Genomic DNA, 22969 nt, shown 5'->3' on the forward strand with positions numbered 1-22969 from the left:
CGGCCATGACTATCGCCACGCTCGATCTGGCCCTCGTCGAGGAGGCCACCAAGAAGTCCGGCCTCATCTGGGTCCGGGGCACCGGACCCGACCGGGCGCTGTGGCACGCCTGGGTGGACGGCGCCGCGCACGTCGTGGGCGACGGGCCCGGCGAGCAGCCGTTCCCGGGGCTGGTGGCCGGGTCCACCGCGGAGGTCACGGTCCGCAGCAAGGACAAGGGCGGACGGCTGGTGGCCTGGACGGCCAGGGTGTCCGAGCTGGCGCCGGGCAGCGAGGCGTGGGAGGCGGCGGTCGCCGAGCTCAAGGGGAAGCGGCTGAACGCGCCCGACTCGGAGGACATGCCGGCGCGGTGGGCGCGGGAGTGCCGGCTGCTGCGGCTGGAGCCGGTGGAGGTGCGGTCCGCCCTGCCGGGCGGGTCGCTGGCGGCCGTACCGCTGCCCTCGCCGGGCATCACCCGCCGCGAGATCCCGCCGTCGCTGCCGGCGCTCCTCCTGCGCCGCAAGCCCAAGCGAACCTGACCACCCGGGCCGGGCAACACCCCGCCGGCCCCGTGCCCGGCCGGCGCTTGAGCGGGCCCCGGCGAAGCCCCCGAGGCACGCGGCGCAGCCGGGCCGCACTTCAAGCCCGAGCGGCGATCGAGCGGGCCCCGGCGAAGCCACAGCCCCGCAGGCAACGCTCCGCCCCACCACACGGGGCTCCGCCCCGAACCCCGCTCCTCAAACGCCGGAGGGGCTGGAAGTGCCCCGCCCGAACCGGCCCGCAGGGCCACACCCCCGGCTAGCCGTTGGGGTTGGCGCCCTGGCCCGTGCCGCCCGGCTTCGCCGCCGGCTCCGTCGGGAGCTCCGACCCGTAGTCCACCGTCTGCTCCTTCGGCGGCGGCTCGATCTGGAACGTCGTCCCCCAGTCCGCCAGCTCCACCGCCCCCGCCCCGCCGGCCCGCTCCAGCCGCAGCGGGTACGGCGTGCCCTCCAGCGAGACCGCGAGCTTGCCGCCCGCGCCCTTGTCCGCGGTCAGCAGCACCGTGCGCGTCGTACCGACCTTCGTGTACTCCTCCGCCTTGGCGATCTTGCCCTGGAGCCCCAGCAGCCCGTCCAGCAGCACGTCCATGTCCGTGAAGCCGCGCAGCTGCTTGTACGAGGGGTCGCCCTCCGGGACCTTCACGAACTTGTCGCCGAGCTTCCCCGCCGCCTCCGACTTGCCCCAGAAGGCCGCGTCCGCCTTCAGGTAGAGCTGCTCCCCCACCCGCAGCAGCTGGAAGGTGCTGTCCTGCGACTTCACCTCGCCGGACCCCGCGTCCGACTTCAGCCGCATGTCCAGGGTGTAGGACTTCCCGCCGCTGACGACGGTCCCGGACAGCCGGACGGAGTCGGCGGCGGCCGCGGCCGTGCGCGCCTTGTCCTCGATCTGGTCGGCGGCCAGCTTCCCGACCCCGTTGGTGCCCTTGTCGGGATCCTCCCCGCAGCCCGTGCCGGTGACGGCGAGGCCTGCGCACAGGGCACCGGCGAGGGCGGCCCGGCGCAGCCTCGCGGCGGGGAAGTAGGCGGTCACGGGCGCGTGCCTCTCGTCGTCGCGGGCGGGCGGGGGCTCCCCCACCCGGCGTCGGCCGGGGGAGCAGCAGGCAGCGTACCCCGGCGCCCGGCGGTGCCTTCGGCCCGGGCGGACCGCCCCACCAGCGCGGTTTGCCCCGGCAGCGGATAGCCTGAGGCTCGGAACAGGACAGGACGGCGTGATCGCGTAAGGAGGCGCTCGGATGGTTGCAGGCGCCCCGCGGATCTTCGTCTCCCATCTGTCGGGTGTGCCCGTCTTCGACCCCAACGGCGACCAGGTCGGCCGCGTCCGCGACCTCGTGGCGATGCTCCGCGTCGGCGGCCGCCCGCCGCGTCTGCTCGGCCTGGTGGTCGAGGTGGTCAGCCGCCGCCGGATCTTCCTTCCGATGACCCGGGTGACCGGCGTGGAGTCGGGCCAGGTCATCACGACCGGTGTGGTCAACATGCGGCGCTTCGAGCAGCGCCCCACCGAGCGGCTGGTGCTGGGCGAGCTGCTGGACCGGCGGGTCACCCTGGTCGGCACCGGCGAGGAGGTCACCGTCCTGGACGTGGCCATCCAGCAGCTCCCGGCCCGCCGCGACTGGGAGATCGACCGGATCTTCGTGCGGAAGGGCAAGGGCGGCGCGCTGCGCCGGCGCGGCGAGACGCTGACGGTGGAGTGGTCGGCGGTCACCGGTTTCTCGCTGGAGGAGCACGGGCAGGGCGCCGAGAGCCTGGTCGCCACGTTCGAGCAGATGCGCCCGGCGGACCTGGCGAACGTGCTGCACCACCTGACGCCGAAGCGGCGGGCCGAGGTGGCCAACGCCCTCGACGACGACCGGCTCGCCGACGTGCTGGAGGAGCTGCCCGAGGACGACCAGATCGAGATCCTCGGCAAGCTGAAGGAGGAGCGGGCGGCCGACGTCCTGGAGGCCATGGACCCGGACGACGCGGCCGACCTGCTGTCCGAGCTGCCCGAGGTCGACCAGGAGCGGCTGCTGACGCTGATGCAGCCGGAGGACGCCGCGGACGTGCGCCGCCTGCTGTCGTACGAGGAGAACACCGCGGGCGGTCTGATGACCACCGAGCCGATCGTGCTGCGGCCGGACGCCACCGTCGCGGACGCCCTGGCCCGGGTCCGGCAGGCCGACCTGTCGCCGGCCCTGGCCGCGCAGGTGTACGTGTGCCGGCCCCCCGACGAGACGCCGACCGGCAAGTACCTGGGCACGGTGCACTTCCAGCGGCTGCTGCGGGACCCCCCGTTCACGCTGGTCAGCTCGATCGTGGACACCGACCTCCCGCCGCTGCGGCCGGACGCGTCGCTGCCCGCGGTGACCAGCTACCTCGCCGCGTACAACATGGTGGCGGTGCCGGTGGTCGACGAGAGCGGATCGCTGCTGGGGGCGGTCACGGTGGACGACGTGCTGGACCACCTGCTGCCGGACGACTGGCGGGAGACGGAGTTCCAGTCCGAGGAGGCCTTCGGTGGGAGCTGAACGGGAGGACGCGCACGAGCGGCGCCGCCGGCAGATCCAGCAGCGCCGGGAACAGGCGCGCCAGCACGCCCGCGCGCACGGCCCGGCGGTGCGCGCCGAGGAGACGGGCGAGCGGGGCGGCCGGGCCGAGCGGGCGGCGGAACGGGCCGCGGAGCGCGCCGACCGGGCGAAGGCCGCGGCGGCCGAGCGCACCGGGTCGAGCGCCCTGACGCGTTCGCGGGTGCGGCTGGACCTGCCGCGGCCGGCCCGGCCGCGGCTGCTGCCGGAGTACGACCCGGAGGCGTTCGGGCGGCTGTCCGAGCGGGTCGCCCGGTTCCTCGGCACCGGCCGGTTCATCGTGTGGATGACCCTGGTCATCATCCTGTGGGTGCTGTGGAACGTGTTCGCCCCCGCCCACCTGCGGTTCGACGAGTACCCGTTCATCTTCCTGACGCTGATGCTGTCCCTCCAGGCCTCCTACGCGGCCCCGCTGATCCTGCTGGCGCAGAACCGGCAGGACGACCGGGACCGCGTCAACCTGGAGCAGGACCGCAAGCAGAACGAGCGGTCCATCGCCGACACCGAGTACCTGACCCGGGAGATCGCGGCGCTCCGGATGGGTCTGGGCGAGGTGGCGACCCGTGACTGGATCAGGTCGGAGTTCCAGGACCTGATGAAGGAGATGGACGAACGGCGGCTGTTCCCGGCGGAGAGTGACGAAGGCGACCGCTGACGGGCTTACCTCAGGCGTGCTACCGGGCCGTACCATCGAGGACATGGCTACCGAGACACCCTCCGCCGCCGTGCCCGATCAGGACGCGATCCTGGACGCGCTGGCGACGGTCAACGACCCCGAGATCCACCGGCCGATCACCGAGCTCGGCATGGTCAAATCGGTCGAGGTCGGTGACGGGGGCGCGGTCGCCGTCACCGTCTACCTCACGGTGTCCGGCTGCCCGATGCGCGAGACCATCACGAAGAACGTCTCCGAGGCGGTGCTGAAGGTCGCCGGGGTGACCTCGGTGGACGTGTCCCTGGACGTGATGAGCGACGAGCAGCGCAAGGAGCTGGCGGCGGCGCTGCGCGGCGGCACCGCCGAGCGCGAGGTCCCGTTCGCGAAGCCGGGCTCGCTGACCCGCGTGTACGCGGTGGCCTCCGGCAAGGGCGGCGTCGGCAAGTCCTCGGTGACGGTCAACCTGGCCGCGGCGATGGCGGCGGACGGCCTCAAGGTCGGCGTGGTGGACGCGGACATCTACGGTCACAGCGTGCCGCGGATGCTGGGTGTGGACGGCAAGCCGACCCAGGTCGAGAACATGATCATGCCGCCGTCGGCGAACGGCGTGAAGGTCATCTCCATCGGCATGTTCACCCCGGGCAACGCGCCGGTGGTGTGGCGCGGCCCGATGCTACACCGCGCGCTGCAGCAGTTCCTGGCGGACGTCTTCTGGGGCGACCTGGACGTGCTGCTGCTGGACCTGCCGCCGGGCACGGGTGACATCGCGATCTCGGTGGCGCAGCTGGTCCCGAACGCGGAGATCCTGGTCGTGACCACTCCGCAGCAGGCCGCGGCGGAGGTGGCGGAGCGGGCCGGCTCCATCGCCGTGCAGACGCACCAGAAGATCGTCGGTGTGGTCGAGAACATGTCCGGGCTGCCGTGCCCGCACTGCGACGAGATGGTGGACGTGTTCGGCACGGGCGGCGGGCAGCTGGTCGCCGACGGCCTGACACGGACGACGGGCGCGACGGTGCCGGTCCTCGGTCAGATCCCGATCGACGTGCGGCTGCGGGAGGGCGGCGACAACGGCAAGCCGGTGGTCCTCGCGGACCCGGACTCGCCGGCGGGGGCTGCGCTGCGGGCGATCGCGGGCAAGCTCGGTGGCCGCCAGCGCGGCCTCGCGGGCCTCTCGCTGGGCATCACCCCCCGCAACAAGTTCTGACCCCCCGCCCCGCCGGGCCGCACTGGCCCGCCGCCCCCGGTGTGGGCAGTCCTTCCGCAGGGCGGAACGACTGCCCACACGGCGCGGGGCCGGGCGGGGCTACTCGTACGTGGAGAGGTCGGTCTGGGCGAAGGCCAGGCCGTAGGCGCTGAGGCCCCGCCCGTACGCCCCCACGTGCACCCCCGCCCGCGTCGACCCCGCCAGGACCCACCCGAACTCGGACTCGCGGTAGTGGAAGGGCGTCGGCTCGCCGTCCACCGGCAGGGACAGCGTGGACCAGTCGGGCCCCTCCAGGTCGTCCGCCAGCTCCCACGCGGCCTCGGTCTGCTGCTCCAGCCAGTCGTTGCGCAGGTTGTGGTCCATCTGGCCGGGCCAGGTGAAGGCGAGCAGCCCGGAGCCGGCCAGCCAGGCCGCCGAGGAGACCGAGGTGGCCTCCAGGACGCCGGTGCCGTCTCCGCTGCGCCGCAGCGGGTTGCTCGCGACGGTGACGACCACCGCGAACCGCTCCTTCTCACCGGTGGCGATCTCCCCGCGCACGGACGGCTCGTCGCCGTGCCCGACGGAACCGTGCTCGACCGTGCCGTCGGCGGCGGTGCCGACCTGCATCAGCCAGCGCGGGCCGGTGAACGCCTCGTCCAGCCCGTACCAGGGGAAGTCGGCGCTGAGGTAACCCGCGGCGGCACGCCGGGCGGCGGGCACGGGCTGTGATGGGGCGGGGGCGGCCGCTTCCACGGCGGGCTGCGTCCCTACCCTGCTACTGCTGGTGGTCTCCATCTGCGCGGCCTCTCGTTCCAGGGGATCCGGAACGGCCCCCTCGGGCGTCCTGCGTCCGGACAGATGGAGAGAATAGCCATCTTGTCGGCGCACACCCGGCAGGCCGCGGCTCAGGTGGCGTCGGCGTCGAAGCGGGCGCGCTGGTCGGCGGCCGGCTCGGCGGACTTCTTGACCAGGTCGGGGCCGGGTGCCGGCTCCGGCTCGCGGCCGTTCACGGCGTCGGTGACCTCGCCCAGTTCCTTGCGCAGGTCGAAGGTGCCGCGGATCTCCTGGAGGTCCTCGTTCTCGGCGAGCTGCTTGCGGATGAAGGTCTTCGGGTTCAGGTCCTCGAACTCGAAGTCCTTGAACTCGGGGCCGAGTTCCGAGCGGATGTCCTGCTTCGCGCTGTCCGAGAACGCCCGGATCTTGCGGATGACGCCGGTGACGTCCTGGATGACCTTGGGCAGCTTCTCCGGGCCGAAGACGAGGATGGCGAGCACCACGATGGTGACCAGCTCCAGGCCGCCTATGTCGTTGAACACCTTGCCGCTCCTCGGCTCTCGTCCTTCGGGCCCCGACAACGGTACCCGGCGTTCGCGGCGGGTCGACACCTCACCGCGTCATTCATCCGGCCGTCACGATCCGTTCGCCGAGCCGAGCACGAGTTCCAGGGTGTGTTCGCGGGTCCCGCGCTGCACGGTCAGGGTGAGCGGGTCACCGGGGCGGTGGGCGCGGATCTTGATGATCAGCTCGTCGCCGCCGTGGACCCGCTGCCCGTCCACCTTGGTGATCACGTCGCCGGGGCGGATGCCCGCCTTGGCGGCCGGCCCGCCCTCGGTCTGGCTCTCGACGCGCGCCCCGTCGCCCTGGTAGCGCATGTCGAGGGTGACCCCGATGACCGGGTGGGTGGCTCGCCCGGTGTGGATGATCTCCTCGGCGACCCGCTTGCCCTGGTTGATCGGGATGGCGAAGCCGAGGCCGATGCTGCCGCTCTGGCCGTCGGAGCCGGACTTCTCGGCCCCGCGGATGGCGCTGTTGATGCCGATGACGCGGGCCCGGGCGTCGAGCAGCGGGCCGCCCGAGTTGCCGGGGTTGATGGGGGCGTCGGTCTGCAGGGCGTCCACGTAGCTGACGTCGCTGCCGTCGCCCTTGTCCCCGCCCGCGGTGATGGGGCGGCCGGTGGCGCTGATGATCCCGGCGGTGACGGTGTTGGACAGGTCGAAGGGCGCACCGATCGCCACCACGGGGTCGCCGACCCGGACGTTGCCGGAGTTGCCGAGTGCCAGCGGCTTGAGGCCCCGGACCCCTTCCACCTTGACCACGGCCAGGTCGTATCCGGTGTCGTGGCCGATCAGCTCGGCGGAGACGCTCTCGCCGGTGCTGAAGGTGACGTATATCCGCTTGGCTCCGGCGATCACGTGGTTGTTGGTGAGGATGTGGCCCGTGTGGTCGAGGACGAATCCGGTTCCGGTGCCGCCGCCGGAGCCGCCGCTGACGTGCAGGGTGACCACGCCGGGCAGCGCGGTGGCCGCGATGCCGGCGACGCTTCCGGGCTCCCGGTGCCCGCTCTCGGGGCCGGCCTGCGGCAGCTCCAGCCGGGTGGACGCCTGGCGTTCGGCGAGGACGCCGGCGTAACCGCCGACACCGCCGGCGAGGACGGCGATGGCGACGCCGCCGGCCACCAGGGTCCAACGGCGGACGGGCCGGGGGCGGCCCGCGTCGGCGACGTGCAGCGGAGCGCCCCACGGGTCGTAGCGGGGGCCTGGGATGGTCGGGGTGACGGCCGGTGGGGCCGCGGCGTCCGGGCCGGGCGCGGGCTGGGGACCGGCCGCGGGTTGCGGGCCGGCGGGCCGGCTCCACCACACGGGGGCGGGAGGTGCCGCGGCCGGGGTGCGGCTCTCGGCCGGGCCGGTCGTTTCGGTGTCGGACATCTCGTGCTCCCCGCGTGCGTCGCGAGCCGCTTGGCGGCGCGTCTGCGGAGGATTCAACCAGGTTGCCGCCGCCCGCGCGGGGCGGCGGCAACAGTCGGCTACCGCGTCAGGGAAATCCTGGGCGGCGAGGGGGACGGGGAGACCGGCGGCAGCGGGGAGGGGCTGGAACCAACCAGCCGCAGCGGTACGGATACGCCGCCGGGGCTGGGCAGCCGGTCGCGGACGGCCGCGTCCGCCACGGAGACGGCTCCGCCGGTCATGCCGGGCCGGATGGAGGGGGTGGCGCTGGCGCCGCCCTCACCGCGGGCGTTGCGATCGATGCCCGGCTCGACGGGGAGGGCCCCGCCGAGGGCGATGGCCGCGAGCGAGACCGCCCCGGCCGCGACGAAGGCGAACCGGCGCCTGGGACGGCCCACTTCATGGATGGGGAAGCCCCGGCGGCCCCGCGAGGGTCCCGCTCCGGGCATCGCGAACACGAAAGGGTCGCCTCCGGGCAGGCCGCCGTGGTGGGTGCCGCCCGGCCCGGACCGGAAGGCGTCGGGGGCGGGATGGCCCGGGGCGGCGCCCGGTCCGCCCGGCTGCCCGGGCAGGCCCTGCAACCGGGCCAGCAGGCCGGCCGACGGAGCGGGCGGGGCGCTCTCCACGAACAGGCTCTTCAGGCGCCGCTGGGCGTCCGCCTCCGCCTTGCAGCGGGCACAGGTCGCCAGGTGGGCGAGGACCCGTTCCCGGGCGTCGTGGCTCAGCTCGCCGTCCACCAGGGCGGCCAGCCGGTCGCCGAGGTGCTGTTCGGCCGGTGAAGGCGAGGGGCTGGCTCCGCTCACTCGGTCATCCCCACTCCCGCCAGTGCGCGCTGCTCGGCCCGAGCCTCCGGCGACCGGTGCTTGAGCGCCTTGCGCAGGTGCGAGCGGCCCCGGTGGATCCGGCTCCGTACCGTCCCGAGCTTCACCCCCAGGGTGGCGGCGATCTCCTCGTACGAAAGGCCCTCGATGTCACAGAGGACCACGGCGGCGCGGAACTCGGGCGCCAGGGTGTCCAGCGCCTGCTGCACGTCCGCGTCGAAGTGCGTGTCGTGCAGGACCTGCTGGGGGGAGGGCTCGCGGCTTGGCAGCCGCTCGGCGGCGTCGTCGGCGAGCGCGTCGAACCGGATCCGCTGCTTGCGGCGGACCATGTCGAGGAAGAGGTTGGTGGTGATGCGGTGCAGCCAGCCCTCGAAGGTGCCGGGCGTGTAGGTCGACAGCGAGCGGAAGACCCGGACGAAGACCTCCTGGGTGAGGTCCTCGGCGTCGTGCTGGTTGCCCGTCAGGCGGTAGGCGAGGCGGTAGACCCGTGCACTGTGCGTGCTGACGATCTCCTCCCAGCTGGGAGGGGTCCACGCCTGGGAGCCCGCATCGGCGGCGAAGGTCGCGGTGGTCGCGGCTGCGGTGTGGAGACGGTCAGCGTTGTCGGTCACGGATTTCGGCTCACCCGCCGACCAGAAGAGGCGTCTGAGGACGCCCCCACGATCCACAGGCGCAGCCGCACCTCCCCTATCGGCTCTGGTGGTGTCCAGTGGAGCCCCTACCATAGCCACCCCCTCCGTCAGCTCTGGATAAGCATTTTTGCCCGTTCTTTGCCCGGGCGGTCGGGGCGGGGGTCCGAATCGGCTGCCATCGTCCCGCCTCATCCCCCATAACGCCCGGTCCCATCTGCGGGTTCCCGCGCCCAGCGGATACAGTCACCGTTGCGCCAACTAAGGGGACAGGAGAGGGTCATTACCGGCAACCGGCAGACGAGCTGGGCGTTCGCCGACGCGTTTGTCGCCGAGGACGACGCTCTGCGGTGGGCCCGCGACCGGGCGAGGGAGGCGGGCCTGCGCTCCGTCTCCCCCGGCACCGGCGCCGCGCTGCGCCTGCTCGCCGCCACCGCCGACGCCAAGGCGGTCGCGGAGATCGGCACCGGTACCGGGGTCTCCGGCATCCACCTGCTGCACGGGATGCGGCCTGACGGGGTGCTGACCACGGTGGACCCCGAACCCGACCGCCAGGCCTTCGCCCGGCAGGCCTTCCGTGCCGCCGGGTTCGCCGGCAACCGCGCCCGGTTCATCCCCGGCAGGGCCCTCGACGTGCTCCCCCGGCTCGCCGACGGCGGGTACGACCTGGTGTTCTGCGACGGGGATCCCTGCGAGTCCCTGGACTACCTCGCCGAATCGTTGCGCCTGCTGCGGCCCGGTGGGCTCGTGTGCTTCGAGGGGATGTTCGCGGACGGCCGCACGGTCGACTCCGCGGCCCAGCCGGCCGAGGTGCTGCGGGTCCGCGAGCTGCTGCGCACGGTCCGCGAGAGCCCGGCCCTCCAGGCGGCGCTGCTCCCGGTGGGCGACGGGCTGCTCTGCGCGGTACGGCGCTGAGTCCGCCGGGGGCCGCGGCGAGGGCGTGCTCCCGGCCGGGCGCCGCCCGCACCCTCACGGAGGTCACCGGCACGTCGGGTCCGGAGAACACGTACGGCGCTGCCCCGGTCGCACGGAGCGACCGGGGCAGCGCTGTAGGAATGCAGAGAGAATGAGCGCCGGCGTCAGCCGACGACCTTCTTGAGGGCGTCACCGAGGGCGTCGGCCTCGTCAGGCGTGAGCTCGACCACGAGCCGACCGCCGCCTTCGAGCGGTACGCGCATGACGATGCCCCGCCCCTCCTTGGTCACCTCGAGCGGGCCGTCGCCCGTCCGCGGCTTCATGGCCGCCATGCTCGTTCCCCTTCCTGAAACCAGCTCATCGTCAGCCGACGGCCCCATTCAGGCGCCCCATACCGGCATCGAACACATTGCTTCCCAGCCATTATCCCGCATGTCAGGACCCGATGACCAACCTCGGCCGGGAACGCTTGGGCAACGCGCTCGTCCAAAACCACTCATTTCGGGGATCCGCCTGCGATACTTCGCCTTCGCCACGCCGTCGGAGCGGCGGAATTCTTTGACGCACATCACATGTCCCCGCGCCTCCGGGTCCGCCATGCTGACCCCTGAACACCCGCGACGAAGGGGGACCCCATCCATGTCCGACAGCGTGCTCTACGACGTGACCGACGGCCTCGCCACGATCACCATCAACCGCCCGGACGCGATGAACGCGATGAACACCGAGGCGAAGGTGGCTCTGCGGGACGCGCTGCGGACGGCCGGTGAGGACGACGGGATCCGGGCCGTGCTGCTGACCGCCGCCGGCGACCGCGCGTTCTGCGTGGGCCAGGACCTGAAGGAGCACGTCGGGAACCTGGCGGCGGACCGGGAGCACGGCTCCTCGCTGACCATGTCCACCGTCTCGGAGCACTACAACCCGATCGTGCGGGCCATCACCGAGATGCCCAAGCCGGTCGTGGCGGGCGTCAACGGCGTGGCGGCCGGCGCCGGCTTCGGTTTCGCCCTGGCCGCGGACTTCCGGGTGGTCGCCGACACCGCCTCCTTCAACACCTCCTTCGCCGGGGTCGCCCTGACCGCCGACTCCGGGGTGTCCTGGACCCTGCCCCGCCTGATCGGCGCCTCCCGGGCCTCGGACCTGCTGCTCTTCCCGCGCTCGGTGAAGGCGCAGGAGGCGTTCGAGCTGGGCATCGCCAACCGGCTGGTGCCCGCGCAGTCGCTGGCCGCGGAGGCCGCGGCGGTGGCCCGGACCCTGGCCGACGGCCCGACCGTCGCCTACGCGGCGATCAAGGCCTCCCTCGCGTACGGGGCCTCGCACTCCCTGGCGGACTCGCTGGAGAAGGAGGACGCGCTGCAGACCCTGGCCGGGGCCTCCGAGGACCACGGGATCGCCGTGGACGCGTTCCTGGCGAAGCAGCCGCCGAAGTACCTGGGCCGCTGACCCGGGCGGGCCGCGGCGGGTCCCGGCGGGTGTCCCCGCCGGGTATCCCCGCCCGGCTGCGTCCGGGCGCTACGCGCGGACCAGGACGTACACGCCGCGGTGTTCCGTGCCGTCGGGCAGGCGCCAGGTGGCGGTGACGGAGCCGGCGGCACCGGCCGGCGCCGCGCCGGCGGTGAGGACCCGCACCACCTCCGGGGTGCCGGTCCCGCCCGCGGTGACGTGCACGGAGGTGTCCGGCACGTCCGACTCGCTCTGCATCTGCGGCTGGGCCCGCCCCCGCAGGAGCTCCGCCAGCTGCGCGGTCAGCACCGGGTCCCGGGTGCCGTCGTAGATCCACCGGCGCCCCAGCACCCCGTGCTCGGAGGTTCCCACCAGGGCGTCCTCCGCGCCGGGCAGCGGCGCGCCGCGGTAGGTCAGCGGCACGTGGTAGGCGACCGGGGTCCCGCCGGAGGCGTCCGTGACCACCATGAACTCGATGCCCACCTCGCCCGCCGGGTCGTCCAGCCGGAAGCCGCCCGCCCTGGCCAGGTCGGGGGTGCCGTCCCCCTCGTACCAGGGCCGGCCGGGCAGCCAGGACGTCAGGAGCTCCAGCTTGCCGGGGGTCATCGTGGTGCGGTGGATCACTGCCATGCGGTTCCCCTTCGGGTGCAGGCGGCCAGGTGGTCGTCCACCAGACCGCAGGCTTGCATCAGTGCGTACGCGGTGGTCGGGCCGACGAAGCGGATCCCGGCCTTCTTGAGCGCCTTCGCCAGGGCGGTGGACTCCGGGGTGACGGCCGGGACCTGGGCGGTGCTGACCGGTGCCGGAGCCGGCTCGGCCGGGGCGTGGGACCAGATCAGCTCGTCGAGTTCGCCGGGTTCCCAGCCGGCCAGCACCCTGGCGTTGGCGAGGGTGGCGTCGATCTTGGCCCGGTTGCGGATGATCCCCGGGTCGGCGAGGAGCCGCTCCCGGTCGTCCGGTCCGAACTCGGCGACCCGGGCGATCTCGAAGCCGGCGAAGGCGGTGCGGAAGCCCTCCCGGCGGCGCAGGATCGTCAGCCAGGACAGGCCGGACTGGAAGGCCTCCAGGCAGAGCCGTTCGTACAGGGCGTCGTCGCCGTGCACGGGGCGGCCCCACTCCTGGTCGTGGTAGGCGACGTAGTCCTCGGTGGCCAGCGCCCAGGGGCAGCGCAGCCTGCCGTCCGGGCCGGGGAGCGCGATGCCCGGGGTGCCCTCCGCGACGCCCGCGGGGCCTTCCGCCTCCACCGGGCCCGCGGTCCCGCTCAACGGTCCTCCTTGACCAGGTCGGCCGGGGCGGGACCGGCCGCCGGGGCGGGACCGGCCGCCGGGGTCCGCCCGGCCTCAAGCTCGGCGATCCGGGCGTCCCGGGCGGCGAGTTCCTCGCCCAGCCGGCCCAGGGCCTCGTCGACCTCCGCCATCCGGTACCCGCGCAGCGCGACCGGCAGCCGCAGGGCGTCCACGTCGGCCCGTACGACCGCGCGGTTTTCCGGGAGGCCGTCGGCGACCAGCTCCGGCTCCGCCTCGGGGAGGACGGCCTCCGTGCCGCCGCCGATGACCGCCAGGGTGACCGCGGTGACGACCACGACGAGCGCGATCAGCAAGAACCAGAACACGAACACCCTCCTGACGACCTTCACGCCGACACCTTCCGGCCCCGATCGTCGCATGCCCGTGCGGCGGTTAAGGTCGCAGGCGGACCTTAGAGGGAGGAAACAGGGGATGCTGCGACTGGGCAGACGCGAGTTCGGCACGCACGAGCCGGTGATCATGGCGATCGTGAACCGGACCCCGGACTCCTTCTACGACCAGGGCGCGACCTTCCGCGACGAGCCCGCCCTGGACCGGGTGGAGCGCGCGGTCGCGGAGGGCGCGGCGATCATCGACATCGGCGGGGTCAAGGCGGGGCCGGGCGAACACGTGGACGCGGCCGAGGAGGCCCGCCGTACGGTCGGGTTCGTGGCCGAGGTGCGGCGCCGTCACCCGGACGTGGTGATCAGCGTGGACACCTGGCGGCACGAGGTCGGCGAGGCGGTGTGCGAGGCCGGCGCGGACCTGCTCAACGACGCCTGGGGCGGCGTGGACCCCAAGCTGGCGGAGGTGGCCGCCCGGTACGGCGCGGGCCTGGTGTGCACGCACGCGGGCGGTGTGGAGCCGCGCACCCGGCCGCACCGGACCGAGTACGAGGACGTGATGGCCGACATCCTGCGGGTCACCGTGGGCCTCGCCGAGCGGGCGGCCGCGCTGGGCGTGCGGCGGGACGCCATCCTGATCGACCCGGGGCACGACTTCGGGAAGAACACCAGGCATTCGCTGGAGGCCACCCGGCGCCTGGGGGAGATGACCGACACGGGCTGGCCGGTGCTGGTCTCCCTGTCGAACAAGGACTTCGTGGGCGAGACCCTCGACAAGCCCGTCAAGGAGCGCCTGCTGGGGACCCTGGCGACCACGGCCGTCTCGGCCTGGCTGGGCGCCCAGGTCTACCGGGTCCACGAGGTGGAGGAGACCCGGCAGGTCCTGGAGATGGTGCGTTCCATCCAGGGCCACCGGCCCCCGGCGGTCGCCCGCCGGGGCCTGGCCTAGGACGGCGTGCGGGGGGACGGGCCGGCTACTTGCCGACCTCCTTGGTCACCAGGGCGATCGCCTCGTCCACGTCGTCCGTGACGTGGAAGAGGTAGAGGTCCTTCTCGGAGGCCTTGCCCTGGGCGACGACGGTGCCGCGCAGCCAGTCGACCAGCCCGCTCCAGTAGTCCGTGCCGAAGAGCACGATCGGGAACCGGGTGATCTTCTGGGTCTGGACCAGGGTGAGCGCCTCGAACAGCTCGTCGAGGGTGCCCAGGCCCCCGGGCAGCACCACGAAGCCCTGGCTGTACTTCACGAACATCGTCTTGCGGACGAAGAAGTACCGGAAGTTCAGGCCCAGGTCGACGTGCTGGTTGAGGCCCTGTTCGAAGGGCAGCTCGATGCCCAGGCCCACCGAGATGCCGTTGGCCTCGCGGGCGCCGCGGTTGGCCGCCTCCATGGCGCCGGGTCCGCCGCCGGTGATCACGGCGAACCCGGCGTCGACGAGGGCGCGGCCGATCCGTACGCCGGCGTCGTACTCCGGCGAGTCCGCCGGAGTACGGGCCGAGCCGAACACGCTGATCGCGGGCGGCAGCTCCGCGAGCGTGCCGAACCCCTCGATGAACTCCGACTGGATGCGCAGCACCCGCCAGGGGTCGGTGTGCACCCATTCCGTGGGGCCGGCCGAGTCCAGCAGCCGCTGGTCGGTGGTACTGCCCGCCTGCACCTGGTTCCGCCTGCGCAGGACCGGGCCGAGCTGCTGCTCCGCGGGCTTCGGTCGAATCCCTTCAGGGTTGGCCATCATGTGCTCCCTCCTGACGATCGTCCGGCCAGGGTAGGCGCACGAAGGTGACGGCAAGCGGAATTCAGGAGGTCAGCCAGGCGCGGAGTCGTTCCTCGCAGTGCAGGATGGCCTTGGTCTCCACCCGTTCGTCGACCTTGTGGGCGAGCAGGGCGTCGCCCGGGCCGTAGTTGACCGCGGGCACGCCGAGCGCGCTGAAGCGGGAGACGTCGGTCCAGCCGAACTTCGGCATGGCGCGGCCGCCCACCGCCTCCATGAAGGCCGCGGCCGCCGGGTGGGAGAGGCCGGGCAGGGCGCCGCCGGAGGAGTCGTCGACCACGAACTCGTCGACGGGGCAGTCGGCGAAGACCTCGCGGACGTGGGCCAGGGCCTCCTCCTCGCTGCGGTCAGGGGCGTAGCGGAAGTTCACGGTGACCGTGCAGGCGTCGGGGATGACGTTGTTGGCGACGCCGCCCTCGATCCGGACCGCGTTGAGGCCCTCGTGGTACTCCAGGCCGTCGATCACGGGCTTGCGCGGCTCGTAGGCGGCCAGCCTCGCCAGGATGGGGGCGGCGGTGTGGATGGCGTTGGAGCCCATCCAGCTGCGCGCGGAGTGGGCGCGCTCCCCCGTGGTGCGCAGCAGCACCCGCAGGGTGCCCTGGCAGCCGCCCTCGACCTCGGCGTCGGAGGGTTCGAGGAGGACGGCGAAGTCCCCGGCCAGCCAGTCGGGGTGGGCTTCGGCGACCTTGCCCAGGCCGTTGAGGTCGGCGGCGACCTCCTCCTGGTCGTAGAAGACGAAGGTCAGGTCGCGGTTGGGTTCGGGGACGGTGGCGGCGATGCGCAGCTGCACGGCGACCCCGGACTTCATGTCCGTGGTGCCGCAGCCCCAGAGCACGCCGTTCTCGTCCAGGCGGGAGGGGACGTTGTCGGCGATCGGGACGGTGTCCAGGTGGCCGGCGAGGACGACGCGCTCGGCCCGCCCGAGGTGGGTACGGGCGACGACGTTGTTGCCGTAGCGGTCCACGGTGAGGTGGGGCAGGGCCCGCAGGGCTGCCTCGACGGCGTCGGCGAGGACCTTTTCGTCGCCGCTCACGGACGGGATGTCGACGAGCCGGGCGGTCAGCTCGGCGGCGTCCAGGGTGAGGTCGAGCTCGGATTCGGTCATGAAGTGACCCTAACCCTCCGTCCTTGGGCCGGTCCCGGTCCGTCCGCACGATGGACGCGTCATTCGGCTCAAGTACGGTGGGCCGCGTGTCCGAGACCGATCGAAAAGCCCCGCGACGGCGTCGCCGCCGGCCCCTTCGCCTGGCGGCCCTCCTCGTGCTGCTCGGACTGGGTGGATATCTGGTCGTACAGTACGACTCGACCGGGGGTGGCGGCGCGCCGCGCTGCACCGTCCGGGCGGCGGACGGCAAGTCCGGCGAGGGTTCGGCGTACTCGCTGACGCCCGAGCAGGCCGGGTACGCGTCGACGATCGCCGCCGTGGGGACGGCCAAGGGCCTGCCGGAGCGGGCGGTGACCATCGCCATGGCCACCGCCATGCAGGAGTCCTCGCTGCGCAACCTCGACCACGGCGACCGGGATTCGCTGGGCCTGTTCCAGCAGCGGCCCTCGCAGGGCTGGGGCACTCCGGAGCAGATCATGGACCCGGTGTACTCGGCCGGGATCTTCTACGACCGGCTGGCCGAGGTGCCCGGCTACTCGCGGCTGCCGCTGACGGTGGCCGCGCAGCGGGTGCAGCGCAGCGGGTTCCCGCAGGCGTACGCCAAGCACGAGCCGGACGCGGTGCTGCTGGCGGCGGCCCTGACCGGCCGGGCCCCGGGGGCGCTGACCTGCACCGGGCCGGCCCCGCTGACCGCCGGCGACCGGGCCGCGCTGACGGCACGGCTGGAGCGGGTGTTCGGCCCCGGCGCGAAGCCGGAGACCGCCGGCGGGGACGGGGGCGTCGTCTCGGTGCCGGCTCGGTCGGCCCGCGGCGGCGGAGCCGGGGACGGGGACGGGCGTCGGGGCTGGGAGATGGCCCACTGGGCGGTGGCGCACGCCGCGGAGCTGGGTATCGAGCGGGTGTCGTACGCCGGCCGGTCCTGGACCGCGGGCAAGACCGGGGGCGCCTGGAAGGCGGCCGGCGGGTCGGGGAAGTCGGCGGACGCCGACGGGCGCAACGGGGACGACGGCACGGTCCGGATCTTCCTCGCACGCTAGTCCCCACGGTCCCCCGCAGGGGGTGATCAAGGGGTGACGAATGCGGCGACGAAGCCGATAAAACGACGCATTGCCAGGTCTTTACCCGGCAGTTCCGCAACCTCCCCCCGCCCTCGGGCGGTTGTTCACGGCGTACTCAGCAAGCAAACGCTAGGAGCACGCACCATGTCCCTCCCCAAGACCCGTCGGATCGCCCGTGCCGCGCTGCTGCTCGCGGCCGGTGCAGCCCCCGTGGTCGGTGCGGCCGGCTCGGCGAGCGCCGCGGGCGTCGAGTCCCTGCCGGCCGTGGGCTCGGTCAGCGCCCTGGACAGCACCACCGGCCTGGTCGGTGGGGTGACCGACCCGGCGGGCGGTCTGCCGACCGACCAGCTGCTCGGCGGTCTGCCGCCGGCCGCGCAGACCCTCCCGGTCGCCGACACCCTGCCGGCGCTGGGCGGCTGAGCGCGCCGATCCGTGTCCGTGCGCCCCGGGCGTACGGAGACCGAGGGCCCGGAACGCACGTTCCGGGCCCTCGGGCCGTTCGGGGGCGGCGTCGCACCCCGCCGGCGGGCGGCGCCGGCTCAGCCGAGGCGCTTGACCGCCGCCGCGACCCGCTCGTCGGTCGCCGTGAACGCGACCCGGACGAAGTTCGCGCCCGCCTCGCCGTAGAAGTCCCCGGGCGCGACCAGGATGCCGAGCTCGGCGAGGGCGGCGACGGTGTCCCAGCAGGGCTCGTCCCGCGTGGCCCACAGGTACAGGCTGGCCTCGCTGTGCTCGATCCGGAAGCCGTGCCCCTCCAGGGCCGCGCGCAGGGCGTCCCGGCGGGCGGCGTAGCGGCCCCGCTGCTCCTGGACGTGGGCGTCGTCGCCGAGCGCGGCGACGGTGGCGGCCTGCACCGGGGCGGGGGTCATCATGCCGCCGTGCTTGCGGATCTCCAGCAGCTCACCGAGGACGGCCGCGTCGCCGGCCAGGAAGGCCGCCCGGTAGCCGGCCAGGTTGGACCGCTTGGACAGCGAGTGGACCGCCACCAGGCCGTCGAACGAGCCGCCGCACACGTCCTCGTGCAGCACCGAGACCGGCTCGGCCTCCCAGCCGAGCTCCAGGTAGCACTCGTCGCTGAAGACCAGGATCCCGTGACCGCGGGCCCAGGCCACGATCCGGACCAGCTCCTCCTTGGGGAGGACCCTGCCGGTCGGGTTCGACGGGGAGTTGAGCCACAGCAGCTTCAGGCCCGCCGGGTCCAGCTCGGTCGGGTCGTCGTAGACCACCGGTTCGGCACCGCACAGCCGGGCGCCGACCTCGTACGTCGGGTAGGCGAGCCGCGGGTATGCGACCTTGTCGCCCGGGCCGAGTCCGAGCTGGGTCGGCAGCCAGGCCACCAGCTCCTTGGAGCCCACCACCGGCAGCACGTTGCGGTGCTCCGCGGAGGCGGCCCCGAGCCGGCGCCGCACCCAGCCGCTGATCGCGTCGCGCAGCGCGGGGGTGCCCCAGACCGTCGGATAGCCCGGCGAGTCGGCGGCCGCCGTCAGGGCGCGCTGGACCAGCTCCGGCACCGGATCGACCGGGGTGCCGACGGAGAGGTCGACGATGCCGTCCGGGTGGGCGGCAGCGGTCGCCTTGTAGGGCTCCAGCTTGTCCCAGGGGAAGACGGGCAGGCGGGACGATACTGCGGCCACGGTGCTGTGCTCACTTTCTCGACGCGTCGGCGCGGGGAAAACACCCCGGTCCTGCACGGCGGGCGGAGCCGTACAGGACCGGGAGGGGTCACGTCAGTGCGCCGGGTTGATGTCCGCCGGCAGCGCTGCGATGAAGGGGTGGTCGCGCTCGATCAGGCCGAGCTTGGAGGCACCACCGGGCGAGCCGAGCTCGTCGAAGAACTCCACGTTCGCCTTGTAGTAGTCCTTCCACTCCTCCGGGGTGTCGTCCTCGTAGAAGATCGCCTCGACCGGGCAGACCGGCTCACAGGCGCCGCAGTCGACGCATTCGTCCGGGTGGATGTACAAGGACCGCTGGCCCTCGTAGATGCAGTCGACGGGGCACTCTTCGATGCATGCCTTGTCCTTGACGTCGACACAAGGCTCCGCGATGACGTAGGTCACGCTCTCGTTCCTCCTCGGTAGGGCTGTCCATATCGCGCGGGAGCGCGGCGTCGTCGATGCCCACACCTAGTATCGCCGTTCCCGGCCACGATCCGAACAAGAGGGGCTAGAGAGCTGTGGACATCTCTGCTGGAGCGCTGATGGAAATCCGCATCACCCCGGCTGACGTGGGTAAACGCGTGTCCGTACGGCGGGTCCTGGGCGGCGGGGGCGAGGGCGCCGTATTCACCGACGTGGTCGGGGTTCTCACATCATGGACCGGCGGTGTGCTCGTGATCACACGAAAGAGCGGGGAAACCGTCCGCATCCCGGAATCCTCCCTGGTGGCGGGCAAGGTCGTGCCCGCCGCGCCGGCCCGTCGGCGCGGTCCGGCGGCCTCCTTCGAGGAGCTGGCGCGGGTCACCGCGCGGGCCTGGCAGCCGCTGGAGAGCGAGCCGCTGGGCGAGTGGACGCTGCGGGCCGCGGCCGGCTTCACCCGCCGGGCCAACTCGGTGCTGCCGCTGGGCGACCCGGGCATACCGCTGGACGAAGCACTCGCCCGGGTGACCTCCTGGTACGCGGAACGTGACCTTCCGGCGTACGCGCAGGCGGCCACGGGCGCGGCCGGCACCCAGGAGGTGCTCTGCGCGGAGCTGGAGGAGCGCGGCTGGGTGCGCGAGCTCTCCGCGGAGGTGTGGACCGCCGGGCTGGCGCCGGTGGCGGACGCGGACGTGGACGTGTCCGGCGTACGGCTCTCCCGGGAGTGCGACGCGGACTGGCTGGGCGGCTACGGGCGGGTCGCGGACCCGGAGGCGGCCCTCCGGGTGCTGGTGGCCGGCCCCTCGGTGTGGTTCGCGTCGGTGCCGGGCAAGGCGATCGGGCGGGTGGTGGTGGACGGCCGCTGGGCGGGGTTCACCGCCGTCGAGGTCGACCCGGCGCACCGGCGGGAGGGCCGTGCGACCGCGGTGATGGCGGCGATGGCCCGGCGGGCCCTCCAGGAGGGCGCCTCGGCGGCCTGGCTCCAGGTGGAGACCGACAACGCCGGCGCGCGCGGCCTGTACGGCGGCATGGGCTTCGCCGCGCACCACGCCTACCACCACTTCCGGGCGGACGCGTGAGCGCCGGCCCGGGGCCGGGCTCCCGCTTCCGCGCCGAGTTCGCCGCGGAGGCCAGGGCCGAACGCCCGGACCTGGCGCGGCTGTGCCTGCTGCTGGCCGCGGAGGCCGACCCCGAGCTGGACGAACGGGGCATGGACGAGGCGGACATCGAGCTGGACCGGCTGGCCGGGATGCTCCCGTACGGGCTGCGCGACCCGCGGGAGTGGGCGGCGGCGGTCGGCGCGCTGCTGGGCGGCCGGGCGGGCTTCCACGGCACCCCCAAGGACTACGAACGGCTGTCCTCCTCGCTCCTGCACGAGGTGCTGCGTCGGCGGCGGGGGCTGCCGATCCTGCTGTCGGTGGTCTGGATGGAGGTGGCCCGGAGGGCCGGTGCGCCGGTCTACGGGCTGGCGCTGCCGGGCCACTTCGTGGTGGGTTTCGGGGACCCGGCGGACCGGGTCCACGCGGACCCGTTCGCGGGCGGGGCCGCGCTGGGCACGGGTCCGGCGGCGCTGGCCGAGTCCGCCCCGCTGGAGCCGGCCCGGACGCTGGACATCGTGCTGCGCGTCCTCAACAACATCCGGGCGTGGGCCGCCGCGCGGCCGGAGCAGTCGGCGGTGGCGCTGTGGGCGGTGGAGCTGTCGCTGCTGCTGCCCGCGCATCCGGCGACGCTGCGGTACGACCGGGCCAGGCTGCTGGTGGACCGGGGGGAGTTCGTGGCGGGGGCGGCGGAACTCGACGCGTACGCGGAGGTGGTGGGGGCGGTGGACTCGGGCGCGGCGGAGCGGATCCGCGCCGAAGCCCGCGCCTCCCGAGCCCTCCTCAACTAGACCCCCGGCCCGGGGCCCGGGCCCGCTGCCGCGTGGGCCGCCGCCGTGTGCGCAACGGCCCGGCCCAGGCCACCGCCGTGTGGGCAGTCGTGCCGCAGGGCGGATGGGGGTCCCCCCAGACTCCGCCCGGGGGGACCCCCGTCCCCCTGCGGAACGACTGCCCACACCGGGGGGCGGCGGGTCAGCTGGGGTTGGTCTCGATGACTCCCGTGCGCTCCGCCTCCGTCTTGCCGCGCAGGGCCTTGCCCAGGACTCCCGCCACGTCCTGCGGCGTGACCGCGGTCTTCTCCCCGTTGCCCCGGGTGATCAGGACGCCGTCGAACACGGACCCGTAGAGCTCCTTCAGCGCCTCCAGGTCGTACTTCTCGACCAGCTTCCCGTCGACCGCCTCCATCCTCAGGATCTTGGGCAGGGACTTGGCCGGGCCGAACGGGATGGACCGGTCGCCCGCCTTGACGGTGACGTTCCCGGACATCGCGGGCTTGGCGAACTCGTTCATCGCCCGGTCCAGTTCGGCCTGGGTGATGGTCGGGGCCTTCTCCGTCACCGGCAGTTCGACGGGCACCGCCTTGCCGGTCTCGACCATGGCGCGGTACGCCTCGGTGACCTTCTCCACGGAGGCGTCCACGTCCAGGGAGGTGCCGGCCTTGCCGGGGACGGCGACGGCCTTGCCCGGTTCGAACTTGATGGTGCCCTCCACCGCGCTGCCCGAGGTGCCGGCCAGCTCCTGGAGGGCGACCTGCAGCTTCTCCTCGTCGACCGGGATGACCGGCGTGGCAGGGCGCTCCTGGCCGAAGAGGGAGCCGATGACGGTGACCGGGTTGTAGTCGCTGCCCGCCGCGTTGCGGACGGTGGTCTGGCTGTCCAGGGACAGGCCGGCCTTCTCCGGCTTGAGCTCGGCCTGCTTGCCGCCGACGGTCACCTGGAGCGGGGCGTTCGCCCGGTTGCCGAACGCGGTCTGCAGCTTGGCCACGGCCTCCTCGCGGGTCCCGCTGATGTCGACGTCGAACACCGTGGTGCCCTTGGGGACCTCGGAGTGGTTGAGCAGCAGCCCGGCGCCGTAGGCCACGCCGATGAGGGCGACGATCGCGCCGCCGGCGAGGGCCAGCTTGTTGCGGCCCTTCTTCGCGGGCTTGGCCGGCTTGGCGTCGGCGGCCGGGGCCGGCCGCGGTGCCGGGGCGGCCTGCTGCGGCGGTACCGGCCGGGGCGCGGGCACGCCGTCCAGGGGGTCGGCGAGGGCGCCGCCGGGCACGCCCGGGCCGGGCGGCATCTCAGGGCCGGGCCAGCGCGGGGCGAGGGCGCGGGTGTCCTCGTCGGTGTGCGGGCCGGTGACCGGCATGGCGCCGAACGCGGGGCCGCCGGTGGGACCGCCGGGGATCTGGGAGCCCGGCGGCGGGGGCGGCAGGGGGTTGCCGTGCGGCGGGGTGGGCGCGCCGCCCTGTGCCGGGCCGGCGGGGGCCGGAGCCGGGGCGGGAGCGGGGGCGCCGATGGCGGGCGCGGGCGGGGCGGGGGCTCCGGTGCGCGGGCCGAGGGCGGGCTCCTCCGCCTGCGCGGCGGCCGGGGCCGGGTTCGGGCGGGGGCCGGGGCCGGGGCCGGCGGCGGGCCCGGGCATGGGAGCCGGGCCGGGGGCCGGGGCCGGGGCCGGGCGGGGGCCGGGGCCGGCGGCGGGCCCGGCCATGGGAGCCGGGGCCGGGCGGGGGCCGGGGCCGGCAGCGGGGGCGGGCGGGCGTCCGGGCGCGCCGACGCCGGGGCCGCCGGGCCGGCCCGGGGCGCCCGCGCCGGGGCCGGGCCCGTACGCGGCGGAGGCCTGCGGGGCCTGCGGGCCGGGCGGGGGGCCCTGCGGGGTCGGGCGGGTGGGCAGACCGGGGCGGGCCCCCGCGGGGGCCGGGGGCGGGGGCGCGGCGGGGGCCGGGGCCGGCGCGGGCGCCCGCCCCCCCCCCGGGGCGGCCGGGCCGGGCCCCGGGGCCGCCGGGCCCGGGGCCGGGGCGGCCCGGCC

The 22969-nt window shown here is 74.2% G+C and carries 26 protein-coding genes; 11 read left to right on the forward strand and 15 right to left on the reverse strand.

Features of this window, described 5'->3' with window-relative positions:
* Positions 1-5: 5 nt before the first annotated feature.
* Positions 6-518 (forward strand): hypothetical protein, encoded by a 513-nt coding sequence (locus ACFY61_RS09025; protein WP_389468936.1) that lies wholly within the window; start codon positions 6-8, stop codon positions 516-518.
* A gap of 259 nt (positions 519-777) precedes the next feature.
* Here the strand turns inward: ACFY61_RS09025 and ACFY61_RS09030 are convergent, their stop codons facing one another.
* Positions 778-1548, reverse strand: coding sequence for a hypothetical protein (locus ACFY61_RS09030; RefSeq protein ID WP_389468939.1), 771 nt, complete (start codon positions 1546-1548; stop codon positions 778-780).
* Positions 1549-1750: 202 nt separating this feature from the next.
* Between ACFY61_RS09030 and ACFY61_RS09035 the strand changes: the two genes are divergently transcribed.
* The 3 genes from ACFY61_RS09035 to ACFY61_RS09045 all read left to right on the forward strand — a co-directional run bounded on the left by ACFY61_RS09035 (position 1751) and on the right by ACFY61_RS09045 (position 4938).
* Complete coding sequence (locus tag ACFY61_RS09035) at positions 1751-3022, forward strand: magnesium transporter MgtE N-terminal domain-containing protein (protein WP_389468941.1); 1272 nt, start codon at positions 1751-1753, stop codon at positions 3020-3022.
* Positions 3023-3227: 205 nt separating this feature from the next.
* Positions 3228-3734, forward strand: coding sequence for a DUF1003 domain-containing protein (locus ACFY61_RS09040; protein WP_389469308.1), 507 nt, complete (start codon positions 3228-3230; stop codon positions 3732-3734).
* 43 nt (positions 3735-3777) lie between these two features.
* Complete coding sequence (locus ACFY61_RS09045) at positions 3778-4938, forward strand: Mrp/NBP35 family ATP-binding protein (RefSeq protein WP_389468944.1); 1161 nt, start codon at positions 3778-3780, stop codon at positions 4936-4938.
* A 99-nt stretch (positions 4939-5037) separates the two neighbouring features.
* On the opposite strand, the gene ACFY61_RS09050 is transcribed toward ACFY61_RS09045, so the two are convergent.
* The 5 genes from ACFY61_RS09050 to sigE all read right to left on the reverse strand — a co-directional run bounded on the left by ACFY61_RS09050 (position 5038) and on the right by sigE (position 9186).
* A complete protein-coding gene (locus ACFY61_RS09050) occupies positions 5038-5712 on the reverse strand; it encodes a hypothetical protein (protein WP_389468947.1) in 675 nt (224 codons plus the stop codon).
* Between the two features lie 110 nt (positions 5713-5822).
* A complete protein-coding gene (locus ACFY61_RS09055) occupies positions 5823-6233 on the reverse strand; it encodes a sec-independent translocase (RefSeq protein ID WP_389468950.1) in 411 nt (136 codons plus the stop codon).
* A 93-nt stretch (positions 6234-6326) separates the two neighbouring features.
* Positions 6327-7622 carry a S1C family serine protease gene (locus ACFY61_RS09060; protein ID WP_389468951.1) on the reverse strand — a complete coding sequence of 432 codons (1296 nt, stop codon included), beginning with the start codon at positions 7620-7622 and terminating at the stop codon, positions 6327-6329.
* Positions 7623-7720: 98 nt separating this feature from the next.
* Positions 7721-8443 (reverse strand): anti-sigma factor family protein, encoded by a 723-nt coding sequence (locus tag ACFY61_RS09065; RefSeq protein WP_389468953.1) that lies wholly within the window; start codon positions 8441-8443, stop codon positions 7721-7723.
* Positions 8440-9186 (reverse strand): RNA polymerase sigma factor SigE, encoded by a 747-nt coding sequence (gene sigE, locus ACFY61_RS09070; protein ID WP_389468954.1) that lies wholly within the window; start codon positions 9184-9186, stop codon positions 8440-8442. Before sigE ends, ACFY61_RS09065 begins: the two co-directional genes overlap by 4 nt.
* A gap of 156 nt (positions 9187-9342) precedes the next feature.
* Here sigE and ACFY61_RS09075 point away from each other — a divergent pair, with 156 nt between their 5' ends.
* Positions 9343-10005 carry an O-methyltransferase gene (locus ACFY61_RS09075; protein ID WP_389468957.1) on the forward strand — a complete coding sequence of 221 codons (663 nt, stop codon included), beginning with the start codon at positions 9343-9345 and terminating at the stop codon, positions 10003-10005.
* Positions 10006-10169: 164 nt separating this feature from the next.
* On the opposite strand, the gene ACFY61_RS09080 is transcribed toward ACFY61_RS09075, so the two are convergent.
* Positions 10170-10337 carry a DUF3117 domain-containing protein gene (locus tag ACFY61_RS09080; protein ID WP_003966491.1) on the reverse strand — a complete coding sequence of 56 codons (168 nt, stop codon included), beginning with the start codon at positions 10335-10337 and terminating at the stop codon, positions 10170-10172.
* 307 nt (positions 10338-10644) lie between these two features.
* Here ACFY61_RS09080 and ACFY61_RS09085 point away from each other — a divergent pair, with 307 nt between their 5' ends.
* Positions 10645-11448, forward strand: coding sequence for an enoyl-CoA hydratase/isomerase family protein (locus ACFY61_RS09085; protein ID WP_389468959.1), 804 nt, complete (start codon positions 10645-10647; stop codon positions 11446-11448).
* A 69-nt stretch (positions 11449-11517) separates the two neighbouring features.
* Here the strand turns inward: ACFY61_RS09085 and ACFY61_RS09090 are convergent, their stop codons facing one another.
* Genes ACFY61_RS09090 through ACFY61_RS09100 form a run of 3 tightly spaced genes read right to left on the reverse strand, consistent with a single transcriptional unit; the run spans position 11518 to position 13066 of the window.
* Positions 11518-12078 (reverse strand): 1,4-alpha-glucan branching protein, encoded by a 561-nt coding sequence (locus ACFY61_RS09090; RefSeq protein ID WP_389468962.1) that lies wholly within the window; start codon positions 12076-12078, stop codon positions 11518-11520.
* A complete protein-coding gene (locus ACFY61_RS09095) occupies positions 12069-12692 on the reverse strand; it encodes a DNA-3-methyladenine glycosylase I (RefSeq protein ID WP_389469309.1) in 624 nt (207 codons plus the stop codon). The genes ACFY61_RS09090 and ACFY61_RS09095 overlap by 10 nt, the downstream gene beginning before the upstream one ends.
* Positions 12693-12709: 17 nt before the next feature.
* On the reverse strand, positions 12710-13066 hold the full coding sequence (locus ACFY61_RS09100) for a DivIVA domain-containing protein (protein WP_389469312.1): 357 nt from the start codon (positions 13064-13066) through the stop codon (positions 12710-12712).
* A 100-nt stretch (positions 13067-13166) separates the two neighbouring features.
* Here ACFY61_RS09100 and folP point away from each other — a divergent pair, with 100 nt between their 5' ends.
* Positions 13167-14027 (forward strand): dihydropteroate synthase, encoded by an 861-nt coding sequence (folP, locus tag ACFY61_RS09105; protein WP_389468964.1) that lies wholly within the window; start codon positions 13167-13169, stop codon positions 14025-14027.
* Between the two features lie 25 nt (positions 14028-14052).
* Here the strand turns inward: folP and ACFY61_RS09110 are convergent, their stop codons facing one another.
* Together ACFY61_RS09110 and dapE are read right to left on the reverse strand one after the other, a co-directional pair.
* Positions 14053-14808, reverse strand: a complete 756-nt coding sequence (locus ACFY61_RS09110) for a TIGR00730 family Rossman fold protein (RefSeq protein ID WP_389468967.1) — start codon at positions 14806-14808, stop codon at positions 14053-14055.
* A 64-nt stretch (positions 14809-14872) separates the two neighbouring features.
* Positions 14873-15952, reverse strand: coding sequence for a succinyl-diaminopimelate desuccinylase (gene dapE, locus ACFY61_RS09115; RefSeq protein ID WP_389468969.1), 1080 nt, complete (start codon positions 15950-15952; stop codon positions 14873-14875).
* 77 nt (positions 15953-16029) lie between these two features.
* Between dapE and ACFY61_RS09120 the strand changes: the two genes are divergently transcribed.
* Both ACFY61_RS09120 and ACFY61_RS09125 read left to right on the forward strand, forming a co-directional pair.
* A complete protein-coding gene (locus ACFY61_RS09120) occupies positions 16030-16989 on the forward strand; it encodes a hypothetical protein (RefSeq protein WP_389469314.1) in 960 nt (319 codons plus the stop codon).
* Positions 16990-17154: 165 nt separating this feature from the next.
* Positions 17155-17430 carry an ATP-binding protein gene (locus ACFY61_RS09125; protein ID WP_389468971.1) on the forward strand — a complete coding sequence of 92 codons (276 nt, stop codon included), beginning with the start codon at positions 17155-17157 and terminating at the stop codon, positions 17428-17430.
* A 119-nt stretch (positions 17431-17549) separates the two neighbouring features.
* Here ACFY61_RS09125 and dapC read toward each other — a convergent pair whose 3' ends face one another.
* A complete protein-coding gene (gene dapC / locus ACFY61_RS09130; protein ID WP_389468973.1) occupies positions 17550-18644 on the reverse strand; it encodes a succinyldiaminopimelate transaminase in 1095 nt (364 codons plus the stop codon).
* A gap of 93 nt (positions 18645-18737) precedes the next feature.
* Positions 18738-19067: a ferredoxin gene (fdxA, locus tag ACFY61_RS09135; RefSeq protein ID WP_214935234.1), complete on the reverse strand. Its 330-nt coding sequence runs from the start codon at positions 19065-19067 to the stop codon at positions 18738-18740.
* Positions 19068-19207: 140 nt separating this feature from the next.
* On the opposite strand from fdxA, the gene ACFY61_RS09140 reads away from it, so the two are divergent.
* Together ACFY61_RS09140 and ACFY61_RS09145 are read left to right on the forward strand one after the other, a co-directional pair.
* On the forward strand, positions 19208-20164 hold the full coding sequence (locus ACFY61_RS09140) for a GNAT family N-acetyltransferase (protein WP_389468975.1): 957 nt from the start codon (positions 19208-19210) through the stop codon (positions 20162-20164).
* Positions 20161-20973 carry a tetratricopeptide repeat protein gene (locus ACFY61_RS09145; RefSeq protein WP_389468978.1) on the forward strand — a complete coding sequence of 271 codons (813 nt, stop codon included), beginning with the start codon at positions 20161-20163 and terminating at the stop codon, positions 20971-20973. Before ACFY61_RS09140 ends, ACFY61_RS09145 begins: the two co-directional genes overlap by 4 nt.
* Positions 20974-21154: 181 nt before the next feature.
* On the opposite strand, the gene ACFY61_RS09150 is transcribed toward ACFY61_RS09145, so the two are convergent.
* Entirely contained in the window at positions 21155-22585 is a 1431-nt protein-coding gene (locus ACFY61_RS09150) for a peptidoglycan binding domain-containing protein (protein ID WP_389468979.1), read from the reverse strand.
* Between the last annotated feature and the right edge of the window lie 384 nt (positions 22586-22969).

The organism is Streptomyces sp. NPDC012888 (assembly GCF_042900645.1).
Lineage (GTDB): Bacteria > Actinomycetota > Actinomycetes > Streptomycetales > Streptomycetaceae > Streptomyces.